The organism is Metabacillus sp. KJ11-3, assembly GCF_055808295.1.
This window is the reverse complement of record NZ_CM147865.1, coordinates 1,661,528-1,684,275: the sequence shown is the minus strand read 5'-3', so window position 1 is coordinate 1,684,275 and position 22,748 is coordinate 1,661,528. Positions and strand designations below refer to the sequence as shown.

The window sequence follows — 22,748 nt, the reverse complement described above, 5'->3', positions numbered from 1 at the left end:
ATTTTCTAAGAGCTAATTATAGCATGTGTTGACAAATATAGAAATTAGGGACTGAAAATTCGTTTATGTATGAACTAATCTAAGTCATTTTATGAGATAAAAGGAACTCAATAAGGCTTCTATCAGTTTCTTCAGAAGATTTTCCTAACCAAATTAAATGCCCCCATGTGTCTAGTAATAGCAATTTGGAAATAGGAATGTTCTCATGAGCAAGATTTGGATGTTCCAATGGTACTGAAGCATCATTTTTACTATGCATAATAAATGTTGGACATTGTACATCTTGTAAACTGTTGATCGTCACTTCATTTATCTGTACAAGATCCATTAGAAAACCATTACCAGATCGCTGACGATTGTTCATCTCTCTTATAGCCTCTATATCGTTTATATCTAATTTATCTTTCGCTTGTTTAAATGTGAGGGTACTAAAGGATGGTAACATTTGTTTGAATATAAACTCCGGGAAGACATTGTTTATAATAGAGATAAGTTTCCATGTGAACTTTTCAGTTTTTGGACGGAATAGTACATTTGCAACCTTGTATTCTATGTCTTTTGGGGTAAGCCATTCTTTTGTAACAGCAGATTGTAATATTAGGGTATGTACGTTTTCCGGGTAGGTTGCAGCGAATAAAATACCACTTGGTCCACCTGCAGATATTGCAAGTACATGAACTCTTTCAATGTTTAAGTGATCTAGTAGCCTTTTATAAAAATGACATGCTGTTAAGAGGCTTTCTCCGACTTCTTTAGAAGTTTCTCCATAACCCGGTCTTGAAGGAGTAATTAGTGAGAAACCACGTCCAATTAATGCTTTATAACCAAATTCTTCATAACAGTTTGAGTGTCCACCATGGAAGACGAGTAAGGGTTCTCCTTCACCAATAATAGAATATTCCATCGTTACCCCTTCTATGGTCAATTTCATTACTATTCTTTCCATTGTCTATCCACCCATTTCTTAGGCTTTCATCCTTGATTAGATGCAAATCTATAACTTGATCTTCTATACTTTAACATAATATACCAATTTAGTCCTTAAACAATTATCCAGACAAAAAACAGGGCTGTCTCAAAGACTTACCCTGTTGTAACAAAACATCCTAGTGCTATTATTCTTTTAAACTAAACCCAGCTCTGTTCATCTCTTCCAACACTTCCTCTACTTCTTCAGATGAATGCCCGATCACTAGACCAATTATCTTTGTCACTTGTTTGTTATCTGGAAAATATCGAGGGTCTAAGACACTTAATGGAATGAAGTGTTCCTTATCTAAGAATTTTTCGGCTATTGGAATAGCACTTTCAACGTTTTCATTCCAATCAAAATTACATAGGCGCATGCACTTTTTGCCAAATCGTTCTTGAATTTCGTTATATAGCAGGAGTCCACATGTAGATGCATTAAAACGGACATTTAAATCAATAAAATAGTATTGTCCTTTATATAAGAGAACATCGAAGCCGGCTACACCAACATATCCTTTATCTGAAATATTTTTCATTACTTCAAAACCGGTTTTCACGATATCCGCGATACTGTCGTCATAATCAGTGGAAATCCAGCTGCCGCAGAAATTACCATCTTTGGTTACAAGTTGCTCTGACTTTCCTAGAAATTGAATAACACCGTTTTTGTCTGCCATATAATGAACAGATATGTTTTGTTCGTATGGGATTTGCTCCTCTACGATGATGGATGTTAAATCTCCAAAGCTTTCATTAATTTCCTCAAGTTGTTTTTCATCATTAATAAGTAAAACTCCATATCCACCTGAAGTTGGACGGCCATCACCTGTTTTTAAGACGAATGGCAGTTGCGGTTTTTCTTCCAAAATTTGTTCCAGACTCATCATTCTTCGCTTTGGTATATGTTCGGATGGAACAAGTTCAGGTATATTTCGCTTATCACAAAGATAGGCTAACACTTCCGGGCCAACCCTGTACAGTTCGGTTGACACCTTATTTTCAGGATGAGGATATTGAAAAATTACTTTTTTCTGTTGTTTTGATAGAAGCTTAAGAGTTTCAATATATTCTTCTTCATTTCGATATGTGTAAAGCTTTGACGGTAATTGAAGCCCTGCCTTTTTTAACAATTGTAATGCAGGTTTTGTCGCACATGCCTCATGACATACAACCGGTGTGTTTCCAACAACACTTAGTTCCCTTCCTGTTAGCGCATTTAAGCTTAATAAATCCCCTGCAAAATGCTGATAATCTTCAGCATATAATTTTGGGTTAAAAATGATTTCTTCACCGTAAATATCTTGAAGTGAATAAACCGGACGGAAATTCAATTGCTGATTTTGTGTAAATGTTAATTTTTTTGCTGCTTCTCCCATTTGGAAAACCTCCTAAAGTCCTTGTTTTAGTAAAATAATTTTTTCTTTTATTTAAAAGATTTAAAAACTTACATTTCAGTATTCTAGTAATCTCTTTTGATTTCTATTACCTTTTTAATTCACGAAAAAGACAATCCTTAAACCTAATTTTTTTCATTTTTCTACATTATTTTCATTTATTACTAGAAAAACAAATAGATAAATTATTATTTTAAAAAACAAAAAAAGAACTGTTAACAAAGGGTTCATTACCCTATGTAACAGTTCTTTTTTATAAAAACAAACTTGAATCATTCCATATGTAATTTTAAGACCATTACTATGTACACTCTGCGGATTCTATCAAATATGCGGCTAGCAGATTCTTTAAGGTTTCATCATCAAAAGCGCCGTTTGCATTGACGGTTTTTTCCAGTCTATGTCCCAAAGTTACCGAACAACATTATACCAATAACCAAAATAAACAAACCGAATAAAGCTAGCATTCCAAAAGAAGAAATAGCTAAGCTAATTGTTTTTAACCGCCCTTTGACACTAAAAATAGCAGTAAGGAACGAACCCAGCAATAGAAATAATAGTAACAATAAATCCAGGGATTCAGGTAAGGGATTTAATACTTGTGGGACAATAAAACATAAAATGATAAACGTAATGATTATGAACAATGAGCTCAAACCAAGATATTTTTTCATTAATTTTCCTCACTCACATTGAAAATCAAACATCCAATTGCGCCTATCCACTTAAATACAAGGAACCAAAATTGTCAAAATTTAATTTTTCCGGTTATTCATCCCGATTTAACATGATTCTTTAGTTTAATTACCATCCTCTCCTTATCATAACACATATAAATATTTGACAAAATATTCTATTTATGCTATAATTTACATTTATTATTTTGCGTATTATAATGAGATTCTCCTGGCCAGGGGAATCTCATTTTTTTATAGGAGGAAAATGGAATGAAACATAATGAGTCCAGTTTAACTTCCTTGATATCGGCTTTCAGTCGTGCATATCACAGTAAATATGATACACCTAAAATTTTGGATGATTTTATTGCAAACAATCTAATTTCCAATGAAGAATTTTCTACTATTAGTACCAATTTGATTAACGGGATAGAATTTTTCAACAAAGATATTGGGCAACGATATAAAGATGATCCAAAAGAAGTCTTAAAATGGATTACACAAGTTCAGCTTTCCCCAACACCTTTAGCACGCTCTGCCTATTGCGAAAAAGTACTGCTTAATGAAATTACGTTAGGTGTACAACAGTATGTCATACTTGGAGCTGGGTTAGATACATTTTGCTTCCGATATCCAGAATTGAAAAACAGACTAGAAATATTTGAAATTGATCACCCAACTACCCAAAAATTTAAGAAGAAAAAGTTAGCAAATGCTGAATTTGATATCCCTAGTAACCTTCATTTTGTTTCTATGGACTTTACTGCTACATTTACTTATCAAGATTTAATGAATGCTGGTTTCAATCATGATAATAAAAAAACTTTCTTTAGCCTTTTAGGTGTTTCTTATTATTTAAATAAAGAGGAAAATGCGAATTTAATAAGTGATTTATTTGCTACCATGCCACCAGGCAGCTCTATTGTTTTAGATTATGCAGACGAAAACCTATTTGATGAAAAAGGGATGTTTAATAGAGTTGAAAACATGGTGAAAATGGCTACTGCAAGTGGAGAACCAATGAAATCAAATTTTACTTATAATGAAATGGAAAAGATGCTAGAAAAATCTGGTCTACTAATTTATGAACATATGTCACCAACTAAAATAAATGAGCTATACTTTAGAAATAGAACTGATTATTTATCTGCATTCGAAACCATTCATTTTATCCACGCTGTAAAGAAGTAATTAAATTTATGTAAAGCCTCTTAAAATTCAAGAGGCTTTTATAATCCAACTCGATTATCAATTAATCTATATATACTATTGGAATTCCTTTAGGTCAAACCATTTGATAACAAATATATTCATCATAACTTCTGACTAGTAATATGCTAATCTCACAATACTATTTTTATCCTAGCTGGCGTTTAAATGCTTTATTAGCGAAGACGTAAGCGATGACCATGATGCCGATGCACCAGGCAAGTGCTGTCCAGATATCATTACCAACGGTCCCTTCATACAAGAGAGCACGAATAGCATTCACGATTGATGTCACGGGCTGGTTCTCAGCGAACGCACGGACAAGTTTAGGCATGGTTTCGGTGGGAACAAAAGCCGAACTTATAAACGGCAGGAAAATCAACGGATACGAGTATGCTGTCGCCCCTTCCATAGACTTCGCTGTTAATCCGGGAATGACCGCCAACCATGTAAGTGCAAGTGTAAAGAGAGCGAGTATTCCTGCTACCATGAAACAATCCAGGACATCAGCACTGGAACGGAAGCCCATCAATAGTGCGACTAGGATAACCACCATAACAGTAAGCGCATTGGAAACAAGCGAGGTCAATACATGAGCCCATAACACCGATGAGCGCTTGATGGGCATGGTAATAAAACGTGCCATCAATCCACTCTTTACATCGGTAAACAGCCTCAACGAAGTATATGCGACTCCGGAAGCGATAGCCATCAACAAGATTCCCGGCAATAAATAATTAACGTAGTTATCTGTGCCTGTCTCTATGGCTCCGCCAAATACATAGACAAACAGCAACATCATCATAATTGGCGTAATCGCCACCGTGATAATCGTATCCGGGCTGCGCATGATATTCTTCATTAAACGTCCTAGTAATACCCCTGTATACCTATTCATTTACATCTCCCCCTTTTTACCAATAATAGAGAGGAAAATTTCCTCCAATGTCGGCTGCTTCTCGACGTACTCTACTTTCGCTGGCGGGAACATCTCCTTAAGTTCGGTAAGAGTACCGGTCGTAATGATTTTTCCGCCATGCAGGATGGCAATACGGTCCGCAAGTTGTTCTGCTTCTTCAAGGTACTGGGTCGTCAGCATAATGGTTGTTCCTCCATTGGCAAGCTCCTTGACGGCATTCCAAACTTCAATCCTCGCTTCGGGGTCAAGCCCTGTTGTCGGTTCGTCAAGAAAAATAACTGCTGGCGTACCGATCAGACTCATGGCAATGTCAAGCCGGCGCTTCATCCCACCGGAATACTTATCGGCGCGGCGGTTGGCCGCATCATTGAGGCTGAATCTTGCTAGCAATTTGTCGGCGACTTGAGAGGGATTGGAAACTCCCCGTAACTTGGCGATCAACATCAAGTTTTCCCTCCCGGTGAGCATGCCGTCCAACGCTGCAAACTGCCCTGTCAGGCTGATGCTTTGACGAACATCATCAGGTTGACGCTGGACGTCATAACCGCAAATACCTGCTTCACCGCCATCGGGCTTCATCAACGTCGAGAGGATGTTGACCGTAGTTGTCTTGCCAGCTCCATTTGAGCCCAACAGTGCGAAAATTTCGCCGCACTGCACTTCAAAATCTACCCCTATTAAGACTTCCTTGTCTTTAAAGGATTTTTTTAGCCCTTTTACAGAAATCGCTGTATTGTTCATATTTATTCCTCCTTATAAAAGTCCAGCAAGGCACAAGATTGACTATACCACCCTACTTAGTCTTACTGATAATCAGTATTACTTAGTACCTAATTAAAAATATAACTGAATAGTGAAGGTGGCCATTAATTTTAACCAGCTATTCAGTAGGAATTATCTATGGAATTTCCTATTTCCTAATCGATCTGATTCATATCTTCACGATACTTGTCGACATAGGTTTTAGCGTTTGCCGTAAGTCCGTTGGCAAAGGATATCAAGCCGAACCCAGTGATTTCCAAGAGTTGTCTGCCTTATTCCGCACCGGTATCGAACAACTCAATTTATTCAGTCCATCGAGCAGTTTAATTGAAGAAGGAATGAGTAATGTTCAAAAATTGTTTTTTATAGAAGTGATAAAAATAGGATTTTGTGGAATTAACAAGGTGAATAAAAAACACAATATTATTAAAGTTCCTTCTATTTTTTCATAGTTTTAACCACTATTTGATTGACCGATTCTTGATAGAGTTCAGCGTAAGTTATTGAATCTTCAATAAGCTCATCACAGAAAGCAGCAACGTTTGTTCCTGTGACTTCAAGTACACCATTCCCAGCAACTGCACCTTCTTCAAAGAAGCTGAGAATTTCAGAGAGCAGTCCGATACCTTCGTTTAGCTCAACAGGGCCGACTTTGAAGAGATATTTTTGGATCTCTTTATAGACAATTTGGTAATCTTGTGGAAGCGCTTTGACACGCGAAACATGAACTCTCCATTCTTTTTTGCCTTCGATGATTTTTTTGATACTCATTTTAGTCCTCCCAATTTTCTTGCTACGTTGTTGTTGAGTTGGTCACGCCATTTATCTCTATAAGTTTTTGCTCCTTCGTCACCAACAAGAGCTGCACAGAATCCTTTAATATCATCTCCTAGTACTTCTTCGATTCTCTGGCAGTCTCCTGATGTAACTTCAAGCAGTTCAAGAGCACTGTCAAGAATCGGCATCAGATTACGACCGGTGAAATCTCCGTGAATCCAGAGATTACTTATAATTTCTTTCCAAGCAGTTTGATATTCAGCTGGCAAGACTTTTACTCGCGCTTCAAAACCTTTCATTGCTTTAGTCATATCACTGCCGGTTATTTTTTCTAAAAAGTTCATTGTCGTCTCCTTTAAGATACTAAGCTGTTTTAGCAAAGTTCTATTATTTAATCGAATCGTTGAGTTTTTGACGCTGCTTATCAACCCACGATTTTGCATCAATGACAAGATCATCACAGAAGGCTGATACGTCATTACCAGTAATTTCCTTAACTTGCTTACCATTAGCTGCGACTTCTTCAAGAAGGTCGATGATGTGATTAAAGACGAATTTTGTTTCTTGCCAATCCATCACACTGCCAGTGTTCCAGAGATATTTTTGCATCGCTTTGTAGGCGTTGTAGTAGTCTTCAGGTAAGGCTTTTGCACGTTTTTCCATTTCACGCCATGCTTTCTTTTCGCTAAAATCGCCAAAGATTTTCTCAAACATACTCATCATATTACTTCTCCTTTTGATTTCATTTTTGTTTTGAGTTCGTTAATTTTGCTTGATACGAATTCCCATTTTTTCCAAAAAATTTCAAGATGCTCTTGACCTGCTGCATTGAGTGTGTAAAATTTTCTCGGCGGTCCCATAGTTGATGGCTTTTTCTCGATGTTCACCAGATTGTTTTTCTCGAGTCGCATGGTAATTGTATAAACTGTGCCTTCAACCACATCAGTGAAGCCAAGTTCTCGCAGCTGCTGCGTGATTTCGTAGCCGTAAGTTTCTCCACGGCTGATGATCTCAAGCACACAACCCTCAAGCACCCCTTTCAGCATTTCTGTAATATTTTCCAACTATTTTCCCTCACTTGTATTTCCTATTTTTTTGTTTTCAGTATTACAGGTATTATGTGCTACTGATATTTAGTATTACTTATTACTAGTATATAGTATTACAGAATACCGTCACTTGTCAATAAAACTTTTAATCAATTAAGCCCAATTTTAATAACATCATACATGTTCTTTTCTAATTTAATATCTCAGAAGTTACTCCCACCTACTGAGTGCTTACATATAAAAAGACCAGGATAGTATCCATCCTGATCTTTTTGTACAAATAGTATACAAGAAAAAATATTGTGACTTGCTTAACTGTAAACAAAACTATGCACTTAACTTTTCAATCGTTTTCGCAAGTAATGCAGTAAATTGAGGGAATGTTTTTAAGTCTGTATATTCTTCCTTTTCACTATGAGAAAACTCCCCCATTGGACCCATTCCATCTACGGTTGGGATCCCTTCACTTGCGGTAAAAGATGCGTCCGACCCTCCTCCTGAGCTTACCTCGCGAATCGTTATGCCAAGATCATCTGCCGCTTCATGGATAACCTTCATTAGCTGCTCAGTCTCTCTTGTCTTCTGCATAGGGGGCCGACTAATATCTCCTTTAAGCTTGGTGAATGTACCCGAAACATGCTCCTCCTGAGAAATTTCTGTTATTTTCCGCACAATATCAGCAGCCTGTTGTTTATTGTTAAACCTCACATCAATGTCTGCTCTTGCAACTGAAGGGATCGTATTTGTTGAGGTCCCTCCTTGCACTAACCCAACGTTTACAGATATTCCTTCATCATAATTGTTCAGCTGTTGAAGTTTTAAAATTTTATGAGAGATTTCCTCAATGGCACTTCTCCCCCGCTCAGGATCTACTCCGGAATGAGCACTTTTCCCTTTTACGTCTAGCGTGAATTGGCCAACCCCTTTGCGCTCAGTTACTAGTCCTCCATTTGGGCGTGAGCATTCCACAACAAGTGAATAGTGTTTGTTTTCAGCAACCTGTTTGATTAATGGTTTTGAGGTAGGAGAACCGATTTCTTCGTCACTGTTAAAAATAATATGCACATTTTTATATGCATCAGATCCGGCTACCTTCAACGCCTTAAGTGCATATAAAACTTGAACATGACTCGCTTTTTCATCATTAACACCAGGACCAAAAGCTTTGTCACCAATCACTTTAAATGGGCGTTTTTCCGCTTCTCCCTTTGGAAAAACGGTGTCCATATGGGCAATGATTAGAATTTTCGGATCAAGATCTCTCGAAGCTTTAATTTCCAAATGATTACCCAGCTTTTCTTCATAATGAACTTTTACATCCATTCCGATCTCTTCAAATTTCTCTAATAACATGTCACCAACAGCATCTACACCTTCTTTATCATATGTGCCGCTGTCTGTATTGACTAAACGTTCCAAAAGGCCGTACATTTCTTGTTTTTTTGACTCTAAATATGTTTCAATCATTTTTCTCTCCTTATGCTTGTTTGTAGGTTCATTACCCACTGTTTTCTGTGATAAACATAAAATTAAGGTCTATTCTTTTTACTTACGGTTAAATCGGCAAAAAAAAATACTCACAAAAACAAAGTTGTGAGTATGAAAGCTATTCATATTTGGTACTAGTTATTTCTTTTTCAAAATGCACGGTCTGCCATTCATCAAACTCATCAAGTGTTTCGTCAAAACCTTTTTTCTCCAAAAAGAAAGACCGCCTGGTAAAAATTTATGAGTATGTAGATACATCATTTTATAACCTGCTATATTGCTATAGCGTTCAATTGCTTCATATAATCGTGTTCCAATACCTTGTCTGCGGGCATTTTTATCAACATAGCATTTAATAATTTCGCATGTTTGCACTAAGTCATAGCGATCTCTAAGTAAAGAAATACGTCCATCATAAGGGCGAAGAGCGATGGTTCCAACCACTTCTCCTTTTGAAAATGCAGCGAGAATAGTCGCCTTACTCTTATTTATATATAATGATTCCATGTCCGTTAAATCTCTCATAGACGCATCTCCAATTTGAAATGGATAGACATCTTCCATCGTTTTTAATAAAAACTGTGAAACCTTCTCAACCTCACATTTCCTTACCTCTCGAATATCCATAAAATGTTTCCTCTCTATATTACCTTCTTTTCTATATATCTTACATGGTATCATATTCAAGTAAAACCATTTATGGAGGAGATCATGAAAAAAATTGTGAAGGTGGTAGCTGCCATCATAGAAAATGATGAAAATGAAATTTTATGCGCACTAAGATCTCCAAACATGTCCATGGCGAATATGTGGGAGTTTCCAGGAGGTAAAGTGGAGAAGGACGAAGACATTTATGCTGCCTTAGTACGAGAAATTAAAGAAGAACTCAACTGTACGATCGAAGTTAATGATTTTTTCCATGACCATACACATGAATACGAAACTGCTACCATTAACCTAATATGTATGACATGTAGAATTGTAAGCGGTCAACCCGAATCAAATGAGCATTCCGCCTTACTCTGGTTAAAAAGAGAAAATCTCACATCCCTCATATGGGCACCTGCTGATATCCCGGCAGTAAAACAATTAAGTGTGTCATAAGGTGGTCCATGGGGACAGGTTCCTTGTCCCAGCTAATTGGGACAAGGAACCTAGACACGAATATTATATCCTTTATTTTTCAAGACTTTATGTATTTGTTCAATATGGTCATTGTTTTTTGTTTCAAGGGAAATCTCTAGTTGTGCAAATCCTGGATAAATATGTCTTCCAATATGTTGCAGATTGACATTTTGAATGTTTGCATTCAGCTCAGTAATATAGCGTAGAACCTTTTCAAGCTCACCTGGTTTATCTTTTAATGTGAGTGAAAAATGTGCATACCTTCCTGCTTCTACAAGACCGCGTTCAATAATTTTCGAAATAAAATGTACATCCACATTTCCTCCACTTATTATAGCCGTTATTTTCTTTCCTTTTATATTTAACTTTTCATATAAAAGGGCAGCTACCGGACTAGCTCCCGATCCTTCAACCAATAGCTTATTTCTCTCCAAAAGCATTAACATCGAGCGAGCGATTTCCATTTCATCTACACATACAATATCATCAACATATTCTCTAATGATGTCAAAATTCCGTTGTCCTGGTTTTTTTACGGCAATTCCGTCTGCCATCGTAGGAGTTGCTTCTACCATGACAGGTTTATTTTGTAATAAAGACTGTTTCATACTTGGACAAGCAAGGGTTTGAACACCGTAAACAGATACTTTCGGATTCATCTGTTTCACCGTCATGGCAACGCCTGCTATTAGCCCACCTCCACCAACAGGACAAATAATCGCATCTACATCAGGAAGTTGTTCAAGTATTTCTAACCCAACTGTCCCTTGTCCAACAATCACTTCATTATCATCAAACGCATGAATAAATGTACCATTTATTCGATCACAATACTCTAATGCATATGCTAGAGCTTCATCAAACACCGATCCTTCTAAAATAACTTCTGCTCCATATTGCTTAGTCGCAAGGACCTTACTAAGCGGTGCTCCCTTTGGCATCACAATCGTACAAGGAATACCTAACATTTGACTTGAGTAAGCAACACCTTGAGCATGATTGCCTGCTGAAGCTGCAACAACTCCCTTATGTAAATCTTCCTTTGATAAAGAAATTAGCTTATTATACGAACCCCTTACTTTAAATGACCCTGTTTTTTGGAGATTTTCAAGCTTTAAATACACTTCATTTTGAGAAAGATGACTAAATGTATGTGAATAGTCAAGCGGTGTCGTATGAACAATCCCTTTCAATTTTTCCCTGGCAACTACTACATCATCCACATTCAACAAATACTCCTCCTAACCTTACATGCTTTTCTTAGGATGTTCAGTTGAGTGAAGCATTATGATTATTTAGCTCGTAATAAATAGAAAAACTTGGCTTACCGCCAAGTCTTAATTTTGATTCTCCACTTCATCCCTGACGTCCGGTTCAACAGTAACTTCCTCCAAGTTCTGCAAAATCCGCTTTGCCATCAGCTTATATCCGCTAGTATTTGGGTGGAAATGGTCATCAGATAATAACTCTTCATCAGAATCTATAAATAAATCTGAGATAGGAATATAATTCACATTTTCAAACTGTTCAGTTACCAATCGTCCAGAATCATTCCACTCGTTGATAATCATTTCTAATTCTTCTATTTCAGCTAAATAACGATCAAAGGGGTTATAAAAACCGATTAAATAAATTTTGGTATCTGGATTTATTTCGTTAACCCTTTGAAGAATAGCTGTTAATCTCTCAAGATATGTTATTTTTTCTTGATCAAACAGATCTAATTGAAGATTCATAATATTATTTCTTACAATTTTCATAATATCATTGGCACCTATTGTTATTAATACAATATCTGCTTTTTTAATTGACGTTTCAATTTCTTTTTTCAAGACGTTTTAATAATTGATCTGTTCGATTTCCTCGTTTGCCATAGTTTTCAATCGTAACATTAATATTATTTTCTATAAAAGTATTATTTAAGATCCCCACATAGCCGCCATTTCCTGTTTCATCTCCAACACCTTGAGTGAGAGAATCACCAATTGCGACAACTTTTAGATCTTTCTTAAATAATTTAATAACACCTTCTACTACTCCCTTAACCTTCTCCCTAAAGCCTTCCGTTTTTGTTTCATCAGTCTCTCCGTCTACAACTTCTTCCTGTTCACTCTCAGCCATTTCGACCGTAACTTCCTCAACCACTTCCACATTCTCAGGATCAGATTCTTTTTTAGTTAATGACTCATCTATTTTTTCATTAGAATGTTCATTTACATTTAATGTTTCGACAATACTCTGTTTCGTTTCTTTGGAGTCAGAAAGAAAGAAGTAAACACAAAAACACACGACTAGCATACTAGCAATCAGCAGCCACACTTTCACTTTCCGTTTTTTCAAGTTTAACAACACCTATCAATTTATAGTACGAATTCAACAGTTTATTTATTTTATCATGATGTTAAAAATTCACAAACTATAAGTAGTTTTTAAACCATTGTACTATAAATGTGTATATACTCTTATGGGATTTTATGCCATTAAACCTGTTGTTCTTCTATTTGGGACAGTGTTCCTGTCCCTATGTCCCGTTTCACAATTTTTAGAGTTGCTACGATAAGAAAGCTAACGATGACGAGTAGTAGCCATGAGCTTACTTTTCCTAGGTGGACTAGGCTCCATGCTTCTGTTTGGTTTGGATATTCCCATGCGCCGAAAAATGTGGCGATGTTTTCGGCTATCCATATAAAAAACCCGATGAGGACAAAAGAAAGGGCAAGTGGCATACGATAACGAATTCCATTCACTTCGTAAAAGACCATTGTTCGAAAAAAGACAATAATGACAAGTCCCGATAACCACCATCGGATATCGATCCAGAAATGATGGGTGAAAAAATTCAAATAAATCGCAGCAGCAAGAGGAACAACGACAAAATACGGCGGCCACTTTATTAGTTCAACCTTCAATCTTCTCCACGCCTGGCAAAGATAACTTGCTACACTAGCGTACATGAAGCCACTGTACAATGGCACCCCAAAAACTTTCGAAAACCCATCCTCCGGATAAGACCATGAACCCATATGTACTTTAAAAAGCTCAAGAGCAAGACCAATAATATGGAACAATGTAATCACTTTAAGTTCATCACGTGTTTCAAGTCCGGAACGCACCATCACCCACTGCATAAAAAGGCAAATAATAAGGAGCCAGTCATATCTTGGCAGAAAAGGAAGGGGGATGAATTTTGTCAAAGCCAAAGATGCAAAAATGACAACGGGAAATAAACATGATAAGGCTTGCTCCCATCCAAAATGAACAAGTTGTTTTAGTGCTTTCATGATTTCATTACCTCCAAAGGTGTTATATATATAAGAAGGATCCATCGTTTGCTGAATTTCCACGTTAAAAAAGTTGTTAACTTTCATAAAAGTCCCTGCCTATATTTCCTATTTAGAATTTAGCATAATATTTATTGATTTACAATAAAAAATTATTGCTTTTATTTCAATCATTATTGTTAATGGATAAAAAAAGCATCCCTTTACAAAAAGGAATGCTTAATTACGTATATAAGTCTAATTTATAAAATATAAGGCGTGTTCCATTAAGCTTCGTGACTAAATTGCCAATGAATCTGATACTTATCAGTTAAACTACCATAACATTTACTCCACGGTGTCTCTTGCAGCTCCATTTGTACAGAGCCATCAGCTTTCAACTTCTTAAAGGCATCTCTGATGGCAGACTCGTCACCACTTACATAAGCGAGTGTAATATTATTACCCACATGATAAGGAGTCCCAGGAAAATTGTCAGAGAACATCAGCTTAGTACCAGCAATCTCTAGATATGTATGCATAATTAAGTCTTCTGTACCTGGTGGTAAATGCTCGGAATGCATAGATCCGAAGGTCATAAATTGAGGTTCCTCAAGTCCAAACACCTTTGCATAATATTGGACCACCTCTCGAGTATTTCCATCAAAAATTAAGTATGGATTCAATGCCATAAGATCACTCCTTAAATTGGATAGTTTTTACATACATATCATACCATATAGGAACCCTATAATCAAACATACGTTCTTAATTTTCGAAAAAATAATACCCCTCAATAATTGGGGTATTACAGATACCTGCAATAGTTTTTCTGATGGTCTATCAAAGTTGACATACTACCTTTCAATTAATTGCCCTGCCATTAAAAACTCATCAACTTCTATCTTTGAATTCCATCCCATCTGTTGACACATTTTATGGATTCTTCGCATGTCTTGTCTTGCGACAATGCTTGAACATCCTACTTTTTTTGCTAGATATGCGGCCCGCCGCAGTAAATCTACTAAAGTATCAGCTTGTGCTTCCCTAAATCCAAAATCTAATAATACTAATTCCTCTTTATTCACACCAAAACGTGCAAATCCCCAAAACTCGTCTTCCTTTAACTGTCCCGAAAACAACTCTCTATCCTCAACTATTTTTTGTACTTTTATGGGCTCTGTTAAATACTGAATCCACTGCCTTTCTGCACCATTTCCAGAGGGAATTTTGCCTAGACCCCATTCTAATGATTCAGCTGCCAGTTTTTGTCTATCTTGTGAGCTTTGTATGATAGTCCACTCATGTAAAGGTATAGAGTTTACATCAGGAACTTCAATCGAAATTTTCCATGATCGATATTCCGGTGTAATACCGACTCCTTCTAATAAATCAGATATTTTCACTGGTTTTAAACCCCTATTCAGAGCGCGGCGTATCAGCTGTTTTAGGGCAGCTGGAGTTTCTTTCGTAATATCATTGCTATGCAGAACGAGAATCGAACCATTATAAAGAAACACTGAGCCATTATCGACTATTTTTTGTGCAGGAAGACCTGCCCAATCACCTGTATCATTTCCAGTAATGCTGTGATAACCCCATTTTGAAAGCCAACTAAGATTTTCTTCATTAAAATTTAGATAAGGAAAACGGAAAAAGTTCGGGCTTAGCTTTCCTGTAGCTTCTTGATAGGCCAGTTCTGTTTCCTTTAATTCTTCCAAAAATACATCTTCTGATAGTTCTGACATTCTGCGATGATAATAGGAATGGGATGCAAGTTCATGCCCCCGTGATATCAACATATTTGCTTTATCAGGATGTTTGTCAATCCACTCTCCTGTAAAAAAAATGTTCCTGACACTGAAAATTGTTCAAGTGCGTCCAACCATGCTTCTAATGGTTGTTTACTAGGACCATCATCAAATGTGAATGCACAAGCATTTATCGTTGGATTTCCTTTTTCTATCGATTTATATCCCATCGTCATTCCTCCGTTTCCTAATCTTTGTATCTATTAAATTGAGGAAGAAATTCCTTATTTTCATTTAAAATATCGCTAAAAACCCTTTTAGCTAATTCTGCAGACCCAACAAGAGGATGAATCGTTAATGCTTGTAATCCTGCCTGATAATCACCATGAACTGCTGCTTCAACGGTAAGTTCCTCATATGCTTTTACTACTTGTAATAAACCACGAATATGTGGAGGTAACGCTGTTTTTACCTGTAAAGGTGTTGCACCTTCAGAATCTATGACACAATTCACTTCTACAGAAACATCATCCGGAAGACATGAAAGAATTCCATTGTTTTTAACATTGACAATTTGGATGTCTTTTTTATTGTTATAAATGGATGTCATTAGGTTTACTGCAGCTTCCGAATAGTATGCACCTCCGCGTTTTTCAAGCTGTGTCGGCTTACAATTTAAAAGTGGATCTTGATAAAGGGCAAAGAGCTCTTCTTCCACCTTTTTCACTTCGTCTGCTCTTGTTCCTTTCGTCTCTAAATCTTCTAATTGCTTTTCTAGCATTTTATCTTTCATATAGTAATATCTTAAGTAACTGCATGGAATCATCCCAACTGATTGAATAAATTTATGTTCCCATTCTATATCAGGAATATTCTTCACTGAAACACCTTTTACACCTGATATGATATCAAGGACTTCACCTGTTTTTTCTATCCCTTCCACCCATACTTTTGTTGTCCAATTCAAATGGTTGATTCCTGCCATTTCAATATCGACTTTTGAGACATCAACACCCATCATTTTTGCCACTAACATTTTGGTACCGATTGGTAGATTACATAATCCAATCGTTTTCACCTTTGTGTATTTCGTAACAGCTTCTGTCACAATTCCTGCCGGGTTGGTAAAATTTAATAAGAAGGCATGGGGAGAAAGTTCCTCCATTTCCTTACAAATATCCAAAATAACTGGGATTGTTCTAACCGCCTTAGCAAATCCGCCAGCACCTGTTGTTTCCTGACCTAAAAGACCATATCTTAACGGTATTTTTTCATCCCGGGATCTGGCATCAAGCATTCCAACACGTATTTGTGTTGTGACAAAGGCAGCATCTTGAATGGCCTCCCTTCGATCAAATGTCATGTGGAGTTCTATAGGCAAACCAGCCTTCTCAATCATCCGTTCAGCCAGTGCACCAACCGTTTTTAATTTTTCACGGCCAGCTTCAATATCGACTAAATACAACTCATCAATAGGAAATTCCTGATAGCGTTTAATAAAACCTTCAATCAGCTCAGGGGTATAAGAGGAGCCCCCACCGATTACGGCAACTTTCAATTTATTTCGCACTTTCTTACGTCCTCCTTTCATCTCTGAATTTTTGATACATTTCCTCCGTTGTTTCAATACCAATGTGATCAAAAGCAAGCAAAATGGACCCATATACAGGCTCAATATCTGGTATTATGACTGAAATACTAGCATTTTCACTTTCGATCTTTGCTGTCAATGATTGTATTAAATGCTGATTTCTCCCCTTTTGAAGAATAGAACCGATTAGCACAACAGGTATGTTATCGCTTTCAAAACCACCCAGGCTTTTTATAACAGCATTGGCGGCAATCCCTAACTCTTCACCTATATTCTTCAAAAGTTGAATCGCGAGTTGGTCACCCTCTGCTGCAGCTTCATGTAAGACGATCGTTAATTCACCAGGTACTTCATAAATGTCCTGATCTAAAAAATCATTAACAAGTTGATCCATCGTTTGAAAGCCAAAAAATCTTGAAACTTTTTCTGTTAGTATTGAAGGGATTTCTCGCTGCTCCCATGACCTTACGGCTGAACGAAACGTCTCACGTGCCATATATATTCCACCGGCAGCATCTCCGTAAAGATATCCCATACCCCCTATTTGCACGACTCTCCCTTCCTTATTTCTTCCGGCAGCATTTGTGCCGCTTCCACATACAAGGACAACCCCAACATTATTTTTACTGCCAATTCTCAACCCTTCAAATGTGTCACATACAACATCCCACAATCTAAGGGGTAACATACTCAGAGCCGGCCGTAAAATAGCAAAATCCTTTTCTCGATCTGCTCCGGCGAGCCCAAATTGTGTAAAAGTTATATCTTCATACTGAAGACCCGCAGTCTCCAAAGCGATATCAATCGATTCTTTTATATTCTTCATTGCAAACTGAATTCCTTCAACTTGATGATTTCCTCTACCAGATAAACCTTCCCCTACTTTATTTCCATATTCATCCGTAATAACAGTGTATGTTTTACTGCCTCCCCCATCAACACCCATTAAATAGCGCATAAATCCTCCCCCTGATAATCGCGTATCTTATCATATATCATTATTCAAATACTCACCTACACATGACTAATTCTGGAACATGGGGACAGGTCCCTTGTCCCATCCGCCAACCCTAACTCGGTTTTCTCTCTAACACACTTATAAAGTTTTTTCTATAATAGAAAAGCAAATAACCATGAGCAAAAACAAGAATAATAGCTAATAAAAGGAATGAGTGATCCTGGAACAAATGAAGCAAAAAAATATTGGCTACAATCGGCGATAAGACAGCAATAACTAGAGGAATATATTGATTGATTAAAAGGAAAATACCACAAAATACTTCCAATGTTTTTTCTACAATTAACAAATAATTAGATTCAAACAATGCCATAGCTTCAGGGCTAGTCTCAATAAATGGCTCAAGTCCAAAAATAACAAAATAACCATTAATACCTGCAACTAAAAAAATCACACCCAATAATAATCTGCTCGTTTGCATCATTGCTTTACTCAACACACACTCCTCCTATGGACCGCATGGACAGGTCCCTTGTCCCAATTACTGTGGACGGGGCACCTGTCCCCTCGACCCGCTTTTTCTGTAATGTAGCGGAGCATAGCCGGTGATTGATTTGAATACTCTGCCGAAGTGTGTAATGCTTCTGAAGCCTACTTTTTTGTAAATTAGGTTGACTTTCATTGAGGAGTGTTCCAGTAGCTTTTTGGCTTCTTTGATTCTTACACTGTTCAGATATTCAATAAATGTGAAGCCTGTTGCTTCTTTAAAAAATCGACTTAAGTAGTATGGACTTACGTAGAATTTCTCTGAAACTAAATTCAGTGACAAATCATTCATATAATGGTTGTTCATATAGCGGACAACTTCTGAGATTCTTTCATGCATTGGGCTTGGGTACTCCAATGATTCTATGCTGTTTTGTTTAACATGCCGGCAGCAAATAATGAGCAGTTGCAGCACCAAAGTCTGTGCGTACATCTCGAAACCCGGCATCTCGTCTATAATTTCCTGACTGACCTTCTGACAAAGAGATTCAATCCATAATCGCTCCTGAAGAGAACACCTGACAATGATGTACTCTTGTTCGAACAAAGGCTGAAATATTTCCTGATAAGCTTGATTTACTGAGCCCATAAAGTTCTCATGAATATTAACAATAAACCGCTCATACTTCGGCATTTCCGCATTCGTTGTCCGATGGAGGATATTAGGTGAAATGATGATCACATCACCTTCTTGAACGACGAATGTCCGATCTTTTATAAAAAATTCCCTTTTACCTGACAGTAAATAATACACTTCAAACGTACTGTGGAAATGATTCGCCGGCATATGATGACTTAGCGCTTTCCGGTATGAGACTGTAAATGTTTCATCTTCATTCTTATACAAAAGATCTTTCAGTCTGCTTCCCTCCTCCATCTACCAATTCATTTTTTATATTACACATATCTATTTCATATCCTGCAAAATATAAGCAGTTTTTATAAAACACTGCAAAAAATGTACATTTTATTGTGCTACCCTAATGTTAAACATATGAAGGAGGAATCATTAAGATGAGTACTTCAGAATCGAGTACATATGAACCATCAAATAAGACGTTAACTCCTATTCAATGGGCTGAAAAAGCATGTGAAACATTAATGGCTAAATTCGAACCGGAACTGCTTCCACCTGAGAGGTTTCACTATCATCAAGGTGTATATCTATCCGGGATGGAAAAATGCTGGAGGCAGACAAATAAAAGTAAATACTATGACTATATAAAACGATGGGTAGACAGCCATATCCTTGCAGACGGAAGCATCATGAAATTTAATTCTGATGAACTCGATGATATACAGCCTGGTGTTCTTCTTTTTACCCTCTATGAGCAAACAGGAGATGAACGTTATAAAGAGGCATTGTTCAATCTAGTACCTTTATTAAAATCATGGAAAACGAATCCATCAGGGGGCTTCTGGCACAAAGAGCATTATCCGAATCAAATGTGGCTGGATGGCCTATATATGGCAGGACCAATTGCAGTCCAATTCGGTAAAACTTTTGAGCAAAGCGACTATTTTGATATGATGACCTATCAAGCCATTCTTATGGAGAAGCACACAAAAGATCCGGACACAGGCTTGCTGTACCATGGCTGGGATGAAACAAAAGAAGCAAATTGGGCAGATCCTATTACCGGCTTGGCACCTGAATTTTGGGGCCGAGCTATTGGCTGGTACCCTGTGGCCCTTTTGGAAATGTTTGATCATCTACCTGAGGATCATAAAGATAAACAAATGCTCACAAGTATCCTTCATGACCTGCTTGTTACATTAACAAAATACCAGGATTCTGACACCGGATTATGGTATCAAGTCATTGACAAAGGCAATCTATCAGACAATTGGTTGGAAAACTCTTGCACCTCGCTGTTTGTTCAAGCGATTGCGAAAGCAGTTCGAATGGGTTATCTAGATGCCAAGTATATGAAATATGCGTGGAAGGGCTACAATGGAGTCATCGATACATTGGAATTTGATGAAAAAGGAAATCTTCTTATAGGCAATATTTGCATAGGTACAGGAATCGGTGACTATGCTCATTACATTGCACGACCAACGAGCGAGAATGATTTGCACGGTGCAGGTGCATTTATTCTGATGTGTGTGGAAATGAACCAGGCTAAAACAATTTAAAAGCAAGTGAAAAACAGAGGCATAGGTCTCTGTTTTTACTTGTTTTCTCTTATACATCCTATCCACCCCCAAGAGAATTGAGAGATCAAAACATCAATACTTTTTTCTCACGAAATCCATTTCCCATAGAACAACAACTGTTAAAAATAAAAAAAGGCTGTTTTCGTAAACACTTTTGCTTTGTAATAAGTGTAGAGGTTGTTGATTTGAGCTCCAGGCTGCTCGCTTTCCGTGGGGTGGGCGGTGAGCCTCCTCAACGCTTTGCGTCTGCGGGGTCTCACCTGTCCCACAGCTCCCACAGGAGTCTCGCATATCCGTTCAAATCAACCCTATTTAGTTTTTTTAAGTACTTATTTAATACAACAATCTTTTAGAAAAGAGCCTAAAAAAACATTCCTCCCAACACGATAATGTGTGGAGGAATGTCCCTTTTTACTTTCTTAACTTCCCTGCTGAAATTGTTGCTTCACTTCCATCACATCTTGTTGTTCTGCTTCTGATGCTGGTGTGTAATAATTACGTTGAACAGCTGCCTGGTATACTTCCCATTGCTTTTGTTCATCACTATTTCGAATTTGAATTAATGTATTTCGCAATTGTTGATTATTACATTGAGCGATCATTTGCGCGTAGCTTGCCAGACTGGAATTTAGATTTGATAAGTAATCTGACACCATATCCTTTTCTTGTAGCATGATTTGTCCTCCTATCCTAAAAATGACATTAATTGTTGTTTTGTTTGTCTTGCATTGTTTGCATGGTTTTGAAGCATCGCTTTTATTTGTGGATCTTGACATTGCTGTGCATATGTATCAAGCTTTGTTGCACATGTTTCATGACCACCGATTAAGTGACGAAGATTTTGAAGCTCAAGCTCATTTAAATTTGTCATGTCTGTTCCCCCTTCCTTTTTCATAATGTGTGCCTATCCGTTCCTTTTCATGTAATAATTGTAAAATTTTGATCACAAAAAAAATGTTGATAACGCTTTAAAATTTTAATTGTTTTCAAAAAATGTATATGATATAGTAATCACGACTTATTAAAGAACTTTAAAAAGTAGTTTAAAAAGTTTTAGGCGGTGATATAGTGGATGATTTAATAGCTTCTCCAAAATCAATGAAGAAGATCATCCTTCGAGGTATTCGTAAAAACCTTTTAGAACTTGGAAGTGCAACAAAACTTGAATTAAGCAATTTATTAGAAGTTAGTCTCCCGACAGTCAGTAAGTTCCTGTCGCAGATGGCAGAAGAAGGTGAAATTCGCTTAGTCGGATTAGATGAATCCAGTGGTGGTCGACGAGCAAAAAGATATACATACAACCCAGAGTTTGCCTTAGGTCTTGCGATTTTTTTGGAGAAATCAGAAACGAATTATACCGTTTTCAATTGCATAGGAGAAATAAAAGCACAAGGTAAAACTCCGAGTGTATTAGTGGATGATGGATTAGATTCATTAACTATGTTCATTGAAAAAATAATGACCAATTACCCCAAAATCAGTTCTATTGCAATTGGAGTCCCCGGCTCAGTTGAGAATGGAAAGATTTTTTTTATACCAGGGTATGAGCAGTTTCAACACCTTAATTTAAAAGCCTACTATGAAAACCATTTTTCTGTACCTGTTATAGTTGAAAATGATATGAATGCTGCGGTTCTTGGATATCACAATACAAGTGGAATGAAAAACAGACAATCACTTATCTATTTGTATTCAGGTAAAAATGGACCTGGAGCAGGGATTATGATAAATGGTGATGTCGTGCGCGGAAGTACATTTTTCTCAGGTGAGGTTTCATTTGTCCCAATTTATGATAACCAAAATTTTCGACAAGCTCTAGAAAATAGTAGCGACTCGAAAAAATGGATCAATAAGGAATACGAATTGGATGCAATCGGTAGATTGATAGCCTCATTTGTCTCCATTATTAATCCTCATACGATTATTTTTTGTAACAATGAAATGGATAAAATGAGTTTAGATAAAGTGGCTATCAGCTGCTCTAAATACATACCTATTGAACATCTCCCAAAACTTACCGTAAGTAATTGGGAACAAGATTATTTAGATGGATTACAAAGTCTCGGACTTGATCTCATGCTAAATGAAACATCCACTTAAAATATAAAAA

General features: G+C 37.0%; 26 protein-coding genes and 2 pseudogenes. 4 read left to right on the top strand and 24 right to left on the bottom strand.

Annotated features, from left to right (window positions below; genetic code table 11):
- Positions 1–79: 79 nt before the first annotated feature.
- From AC0L8O_RS08885 to AC0L8O_RS08875, 3 genes are all read right to left on the bottom strand, one after another.
- Entirely contained in the window at positions 80–946 is an 867-nt protein-coding gene (locus AC0L8O_RS08885) for an alpha/beta fold hydrolase (protein ID WP_473447402.1), read from the bottom strand.
- 169 nt (positions 947–1,115) lie between these two features.
- Positions 1,116–2,348: an ATP-grasp domain-containing protein gene (locus tag AC0L8O_RS08880; RefSeq protein WP_026561433.1), complete on the bottom strand. Its 1,233-nt coding sequence runs from the start codon at positions 2,346–2,348 to the stop codon at positions 1,116–1,118.
- Between the two features lie 416 nt (positions 2,349–2,764).
- Positions 2,765–3,040, bottom strand: coding sequence for a histidine kinase (locus AC0L8O_RS08875; protein ID WP_473447401.1), 276 nt, complete (start codon positions 3,038–3,040; stop codon positions 2,765–2,767).
- 273 nt (positions 3,041–3,313) lie between these two features.
- Between AC0L8O_RS08875 and AC0L8O_RS08870 the strand changes: the two genes are divergently transcribed.
- Positions 3,314–4,234: a class I SAM-dependent methyltransferase gene (locus AC0L8O_RS08870; RefSeq protein ID WP_473447400.1), complete on the top strand. Its 921-nt coding sequence runs from the start codon at positions 3,314–3,316 to the stop codon at positions 4,232–4,234.
- Between the two features lie 166 nt (positions 4,235–4,400).
- Here AC0L8O_RS08870 and AC0L8O_RS08865 read toward each other — a convergent pair whose 3' ends face one another.
- The 9 genes and pseudogenes from AC0L8O_RS08865 to AC0L8O_RS08825 all read right to left on the bottom strand — a co-directional run bounded on the left by AC0L8O_RS08865 (position 4,401) and on the right by AC0L8O_RS08825 (position 9,874).
- On the bottom strand, positions 4,401–5,150 hold the full coding sequence (locus AC0L8O_RS08865; protein WP_473447399.1) for an ABC transporter permease: 750 nt from the start codon (positions 5,148–5,150) through the stop codon (positions 4,401–4,403).
- Positions 5,151–5,912 (bottom strand): ABC transporter ATP-binding protein, encoded by a 762-nt coding sequence (locus tag AC0L8O_RS08860; RefSeq protein ID WP_473447398.1) that lies wholly within the window; start codon positions 5,910–5,912, stop codon positions 5,151–5,153.
- A gap of 176 nt (positions 5,913–6,088) precedes the next feature.
- Positions 6,089–6,235, bottom strand: a pseudogene (locus AC0L8O_RS08855) (DUF1048 domain-containing protein); the annotation flags it as partial.
- Positions 6,236–6,371: 136 nt separating this feature from the next.
- Complete coding sequence (locus AC0L8O_RS08850) at positions 6,372–6,704, bottom strand: DUF1048 domain-containing protein (protein WP_473447397.1); 333 nt, start codon at positions 6,702–6,704, stop codon at positions 6,372–6,374.
- Positions 6,701–7,054, bottom strand: coding sequence for a DUF1048 domain-containing protein (locus tag AC0L8O_RS08845; RefSeq protein WP_473447396.1), 354 nt, complete (start codon positions 7,052–7,054; stop codon positions 6,701–6,703). Before AC0L8O_RS08845 ends, AC0L8O_RS08850 begins: the two co-directional genes overlap by 4 nt.
- 43 nt (positions 7,055–7,097) lie before the next feature.
- Positions 7,098–7,433, bottom strand: coding sequence for a DUF1048 domain-containing protein (locus AC0L8O_RS08840; RefSeq protein WP_473447395.1), 336 nt, complete (start codon positions 7,431–7,433; stop codon positions 7,098–7,100).
- Positions 7,430–7,774 carry a PadR family transcriptional regulator gene (locus AC0L8O_RS08835; protein ID WP_473447394.1) on the bottom strand — a complete coding sequence of 115 codons (345 nt, stop codon included), beginning with the start codon at positions 7,772–7,774 and terminating at the stop codon, positions 7,430–7,432. Before AC0L8O_RS08835 ends, AC0L8O_RS08840 begins: the two co-directional genes overlap by 4 nt.
- A gap of 312 nt (positions 7,775–8,086) precedes the next feature.
- Positions 8,087–9,226: a M20 family metallopeptidase gene (locus AC0L8O_RS08830; RefSeq protein WP_473447393.1), complete on the bottom strand. Its 1,140-nt coding sequence runs from the start codon at positions 9,224–9,226 to the stop codon at positions 8,087–8,089.
- A 159-nt stretch (positions 9,227–9,385) separates the two neighbouring features.
- The gene (locus AC0L8O_RS08825; RefSeq protein ID WP_473447392.1) at positions 9,386–9,874 is read right to left on the bottom strand and encodes a GNAT family N-acetyltransferase; all 489 of its coding nucleotides are present in this window, start codon (positions 9,872–9,874) and stop codon (positions 9,386–9,388) included.
- Between the two features lie 84 nt (positions 9,875–9,958).
- On the opposite strand from AC0L8O_RS08825, the gene AC0L8O_RS08820 reads away from it, so the two are divergent.
- Positions 9,959–10,351, top strand: coding sequence for a (deoxy)nucleoside triphosphate pyrophosphohydrolase (locus AC0L8O_RS08820; RefSeq protein ID WP_473447391.1), 393 nt, complete (start codon positions 9,959–9,961; stop codon positions 10,349–10,351).
- A gap of 50 nt (positions 10,352–10,401) precedes the next feature.
- Here the strand turns inward: AC0L8O_RS08820 and ilvA are convergent, their stop codons facing one another.
- The 10 genes and pseudogenes from ilvA to AC0L8O_RS08770 form a co-directional block, all read right to left on the bottom strand.
- Positions 10,402–11,604 (bottom strand): threonine ammonia-lyase, encoded by a 1,203-nt coding sequence (gene ilvA / locus AC0L8O_RS08815; RefSeq protein ID WP_473447390.1) that lies wholly within the window; start codon positions 11,602–11,604, stop codon positions 10,402–10,404.
- 105 nt (positions 11,605–11,709) lie between these two features.
- Positions 11,710–12,132, bottom strand: a complete 423-nt coding sequence (locus AC0L8O_RS08810) for a GDSL-type esterase/lipase family protein (protein ID WP_473447389.1) — start codon at positions 12,130–12,132, stop codon at positions 11,710–11,712.
- Between the two features lie 55 nt (positions 12,133–12,187).
- Complete coding sequence (locus tag AC0L8O_RS08805; protein WP_473447388.1) at positions 12,188–12,712, bottom strand: SGNH/GDSL hydrolase family protein; 525 nt, start codon at positions 12,710–12,712, stop codon at positions 12,188–12,190.
- Between the two features lie 140 nt (positions 12,713–12,852).
- Positions 12,853–13,653: a DUF817 domain-containing protein gene (locus AC0L8O_RS08800; RefSeq protein ID WP_473448779.1), complete on the bottom strand. Its 801-nt coding sequence runs from the start codon at positions 13,651–13,653 to the stop codon at positions 12,853–12,855.
- A gap of 266 nt (positions 13,654–13,919) precedes the next feature.
- Entirely contained in the window at positions 13,920–14,324 is a 405-nt protein-coding gene (locus AC0L8O_RS08795) for a VOC family protein (protein WP_473447387.1), read from the bottom strand.
- 165 nt (positions 14,325–14,489) lie between these two features.
- Positions 14,490–15,613, bottom strand: a pseudogene (locus AC0L8O_RS08790) (polysaccharide deacetylase family protein).
- Positions 15,614–15,630: 17 nt separating this feature from the next.
- Complete coding sequence (locus AC0L8O_RS08785) at positions 15,631–16,953, bottom strand: 6-phospho-beta-glucosidase (protein WP_473447386.1); 1,323 nt, start codon at positions 16,951–16,953, stop codon at positions 15,631–15,633.
- Positions 16,954–16,957: 4 nt separating this feature from the next.
- Positions 16,958–17,932 carry an N-acetylglucosamine kinase gene (locus AC0L8O_RS08780; RefSeq protein WP_473447385.1) on the bottom strand — a complete coding sequence of 325 codons (975 nt, stop codon included), beginning with the start codon at positions 17,930–17,932 and terminating at the stop codon, positions 16,958–16,960.
- Between the two features lie 112 nt (positions 17,933–18,044).
- Positions 18,045–18,428: a hypothetical protein gene (locus AC0L8O_RS08775; protein ID WP_473447384.1), complete on the bottom strand. Its 384-nt coding sequence runs from the start codon at positions 18,426–18,428 to the stop codon at positions 18,045–18,047.
- Between the two features lie 45 nt (positions 18,429–18,473).
- The gene (locus tag AC0L8O_RS08770; RefSeq protein ID WP_473447383.1) at positions 18,474–19,325 is read right to left on the bottom strand and encodes an AraC family transcriptional regulator; all 852 of its coding nucleotides are present in this window, start codon (positions 19,323–19,325) and stop codon (positions 18,474–18,476) included.
- Positions 19,326–19,492: 167 nt separating this feature from the next.
- Here AC0L8O_RS08770 and AC0L8O_RS08765 point away from each other — a divergent pair, with 167 nt between their 5' ends.
- A complete protein-coding gene (locus AC0L8O_RS08765; RefSeq protein WP_473447382.1) occupies positions 19,493–20,617 on the top strand; it encodes a glycoside hydrolase family 88/105 protein in 1,125 nt (374 codons plus the stop codon).
- 440 nt (positions 20,618–21,057) lie between these two features.
- On the opposite strand, the gene AC0L8O_RS08760 is transcribed toward AC0L8O_RS08765, so the two are convergent.
- Together AC0L8O_RS08760 and AC0L8O_RS08755 are read right to left on the bottom strand one after the other, a co-directional pair.
- Entirely contained in the window at positions 21,058–21,312 is a 255-nt protein-coding gene (locus tag AC0L8O_RS08760; protein ID WP_026560035.1) for a spore coat protein, read from the bottom strand.
- A gap of 11 nt (positions 21,313–21,323) precedes the next feature.
- Positions 21,324–21,509, bottom strand: coding sequence for a hypothetical protein (locus tag AC0L8O_RS08755; RefSeq protein ID WP_473447381.1), 186 nt, complete (start codon positions 21,507–21,509; stop codon positions 21,324–21,326).
- A gap of 197 nt (positions 21,510–21,706) precedes the next feature.
- Between AC0L8O_RS08755 and AC0L8O_RS08750 the strand changes: the two genes are divergently transcribed.
- Positions 21,707–22,738, top strand: coding sequence for an ROK family transcriptional regulator (locus tag AC0L8O_RS08750; protein ID WP_473447380.1), 1,032 nt, complete (start codon positions 21,707–21,709; stop codon positions 22,736–22,738).
- Positions 22,739–22,748: the final 10 nt, after the last annotated feature.

Bases quoted from the DNA above. Each gene is read 5' to 3' on its own strand.
- AC0L8O_RS08885 (WP_473447402.1), bottom strand. From the start codon at position 946: ATGGAAAGAATAGTAATGAAATTGACCATAGAAGGGGTAACGATGGAA.
- AC0L8O_RS08880 (WP_026561433.1), bottom strand. From the start codon at position 2,348: ATGGGAGAAGCAGCAAAAAAATTAACATTTACACAAAATCAGCAATTG.
- AC0L8O_RS08875 (WP_473447401.1), bottom strand. From the start codon at position 3,040: ATGAAAAAATATCTTGGTTTGAGCTCATTGTTCATAATCATTACGTTT.
- AC0L8O_RS08870 (WP_473447400.1), top strand. From the start codon at position 3,314: ATGAAACATAATGAGTCCAGTTTAACTTCCTTGATATCGGCTTTCAGT.
- AC0L8O_RS08865 (WP_473447399.1), bottom strand. From the start codon at position 5,150: ATGAATAGGTATACAGGGGTATTACTAGGACGTTTAATGAAGAATATC.
- AC0L8O_RS08860 (WP_473447398.1), bottom strand. From the start codon at position 5,912: ATGAACAATACAGCGATTTCTGTAAAAGGGCTAAAAAAATCCTTTAAA.
- AC0L8O_RS08850 (WP_473447397.1), bottom strand. From the start codon at position 6,704: ATGAGTATCAAAAAAATCATCGAAGGCAAAAAAGAATGGAGAGTTCAT.
- AC0L8O_RS08845 (WP_473447396.1), bottom strand. From the start codon at position 7,054: ATGAACTTTTTAGAAAAAATAACCGGCAGTGATATGACTAAAGCAATG.
- AC0L8O_RS08840 (WP_473447395.1), bottom strand. From the start codon at position 7,433: ATGATGAGTATGTTTGAGAAAATCTTTGGCGATTTTAGCGAAAAGAAA.
- AC0L8O_RS08830 (WP_473447393.1), bottom strand. From the start codon at position 9,226: ATGATTGAAACATATTTAGAGTCAAAAAAACAAGAAATGTACGGCCTT.
- AC0L8O_RS08825 (WP_473447392.1), bottom strand. From the start codon at position 9,874: ATGGATATTCGAGAGGTAAGGAAATGTGAGGTTGAGAAGGTTTCACAG.
- AC0L8O_RS08820 (WP_473447391.1), top strand. From the start codon at position 9,959: ATGAAAAAAATTGTGAAGGTGGTAGCTGCCATCATAGAAAATGATGAA.
- AC0L8O_RS08810 (WP_473447389.1), bottom strand. From the start codon at position 12,132: ATGAAAATTGTAAGAAATAATATTATGAATCTTCAATTAGATCTGTTT.
- AC0L8O_RS08800 (WP_473448779.1), bottom strand. From the start codon at position 13,653: ATGAAAGCACTAAAACAACTTGTTCATTTTGGATGGGAGCAAGCCTTA.
- AC0L8O_RS08795 (WP_473447387.1), bottom strand. From the start codon at position 14,324: ATGGCATTGAATCCATACTTAATTTTTGATGGAAATACTCGAGAGGTG.
- AC0L8O_RS08780 (WP_473447385.1), bottom strand. From the start codon at position 17,932: ATGCGCTATTTAATGGGTGTTGATGGGGGAGGCAGTAAAACATACACT.
- AC0L8O_RS08765 (WP_473447382.1), top strand. From the start codon at position 19,493: ATGAGTACTTCAGAATCGAGTACATATGAACCATCAAATAAGACGTTA.
- AC0L8O_RS08760 (WP_026560035.1), bottom strand. From the start codon at position 21,312: ATGCTACAAGAAAAGGATATGGTGTCAGATTACTTATCAAATCTAAAT.
- AC0L8O_RS08755 (WP_473447381.1), bottom strand. From the start codon at position 21,509: ATGACAAATTTAAATGAGCTTGAGCTTCAAAATCTTCGTCACTTAATC.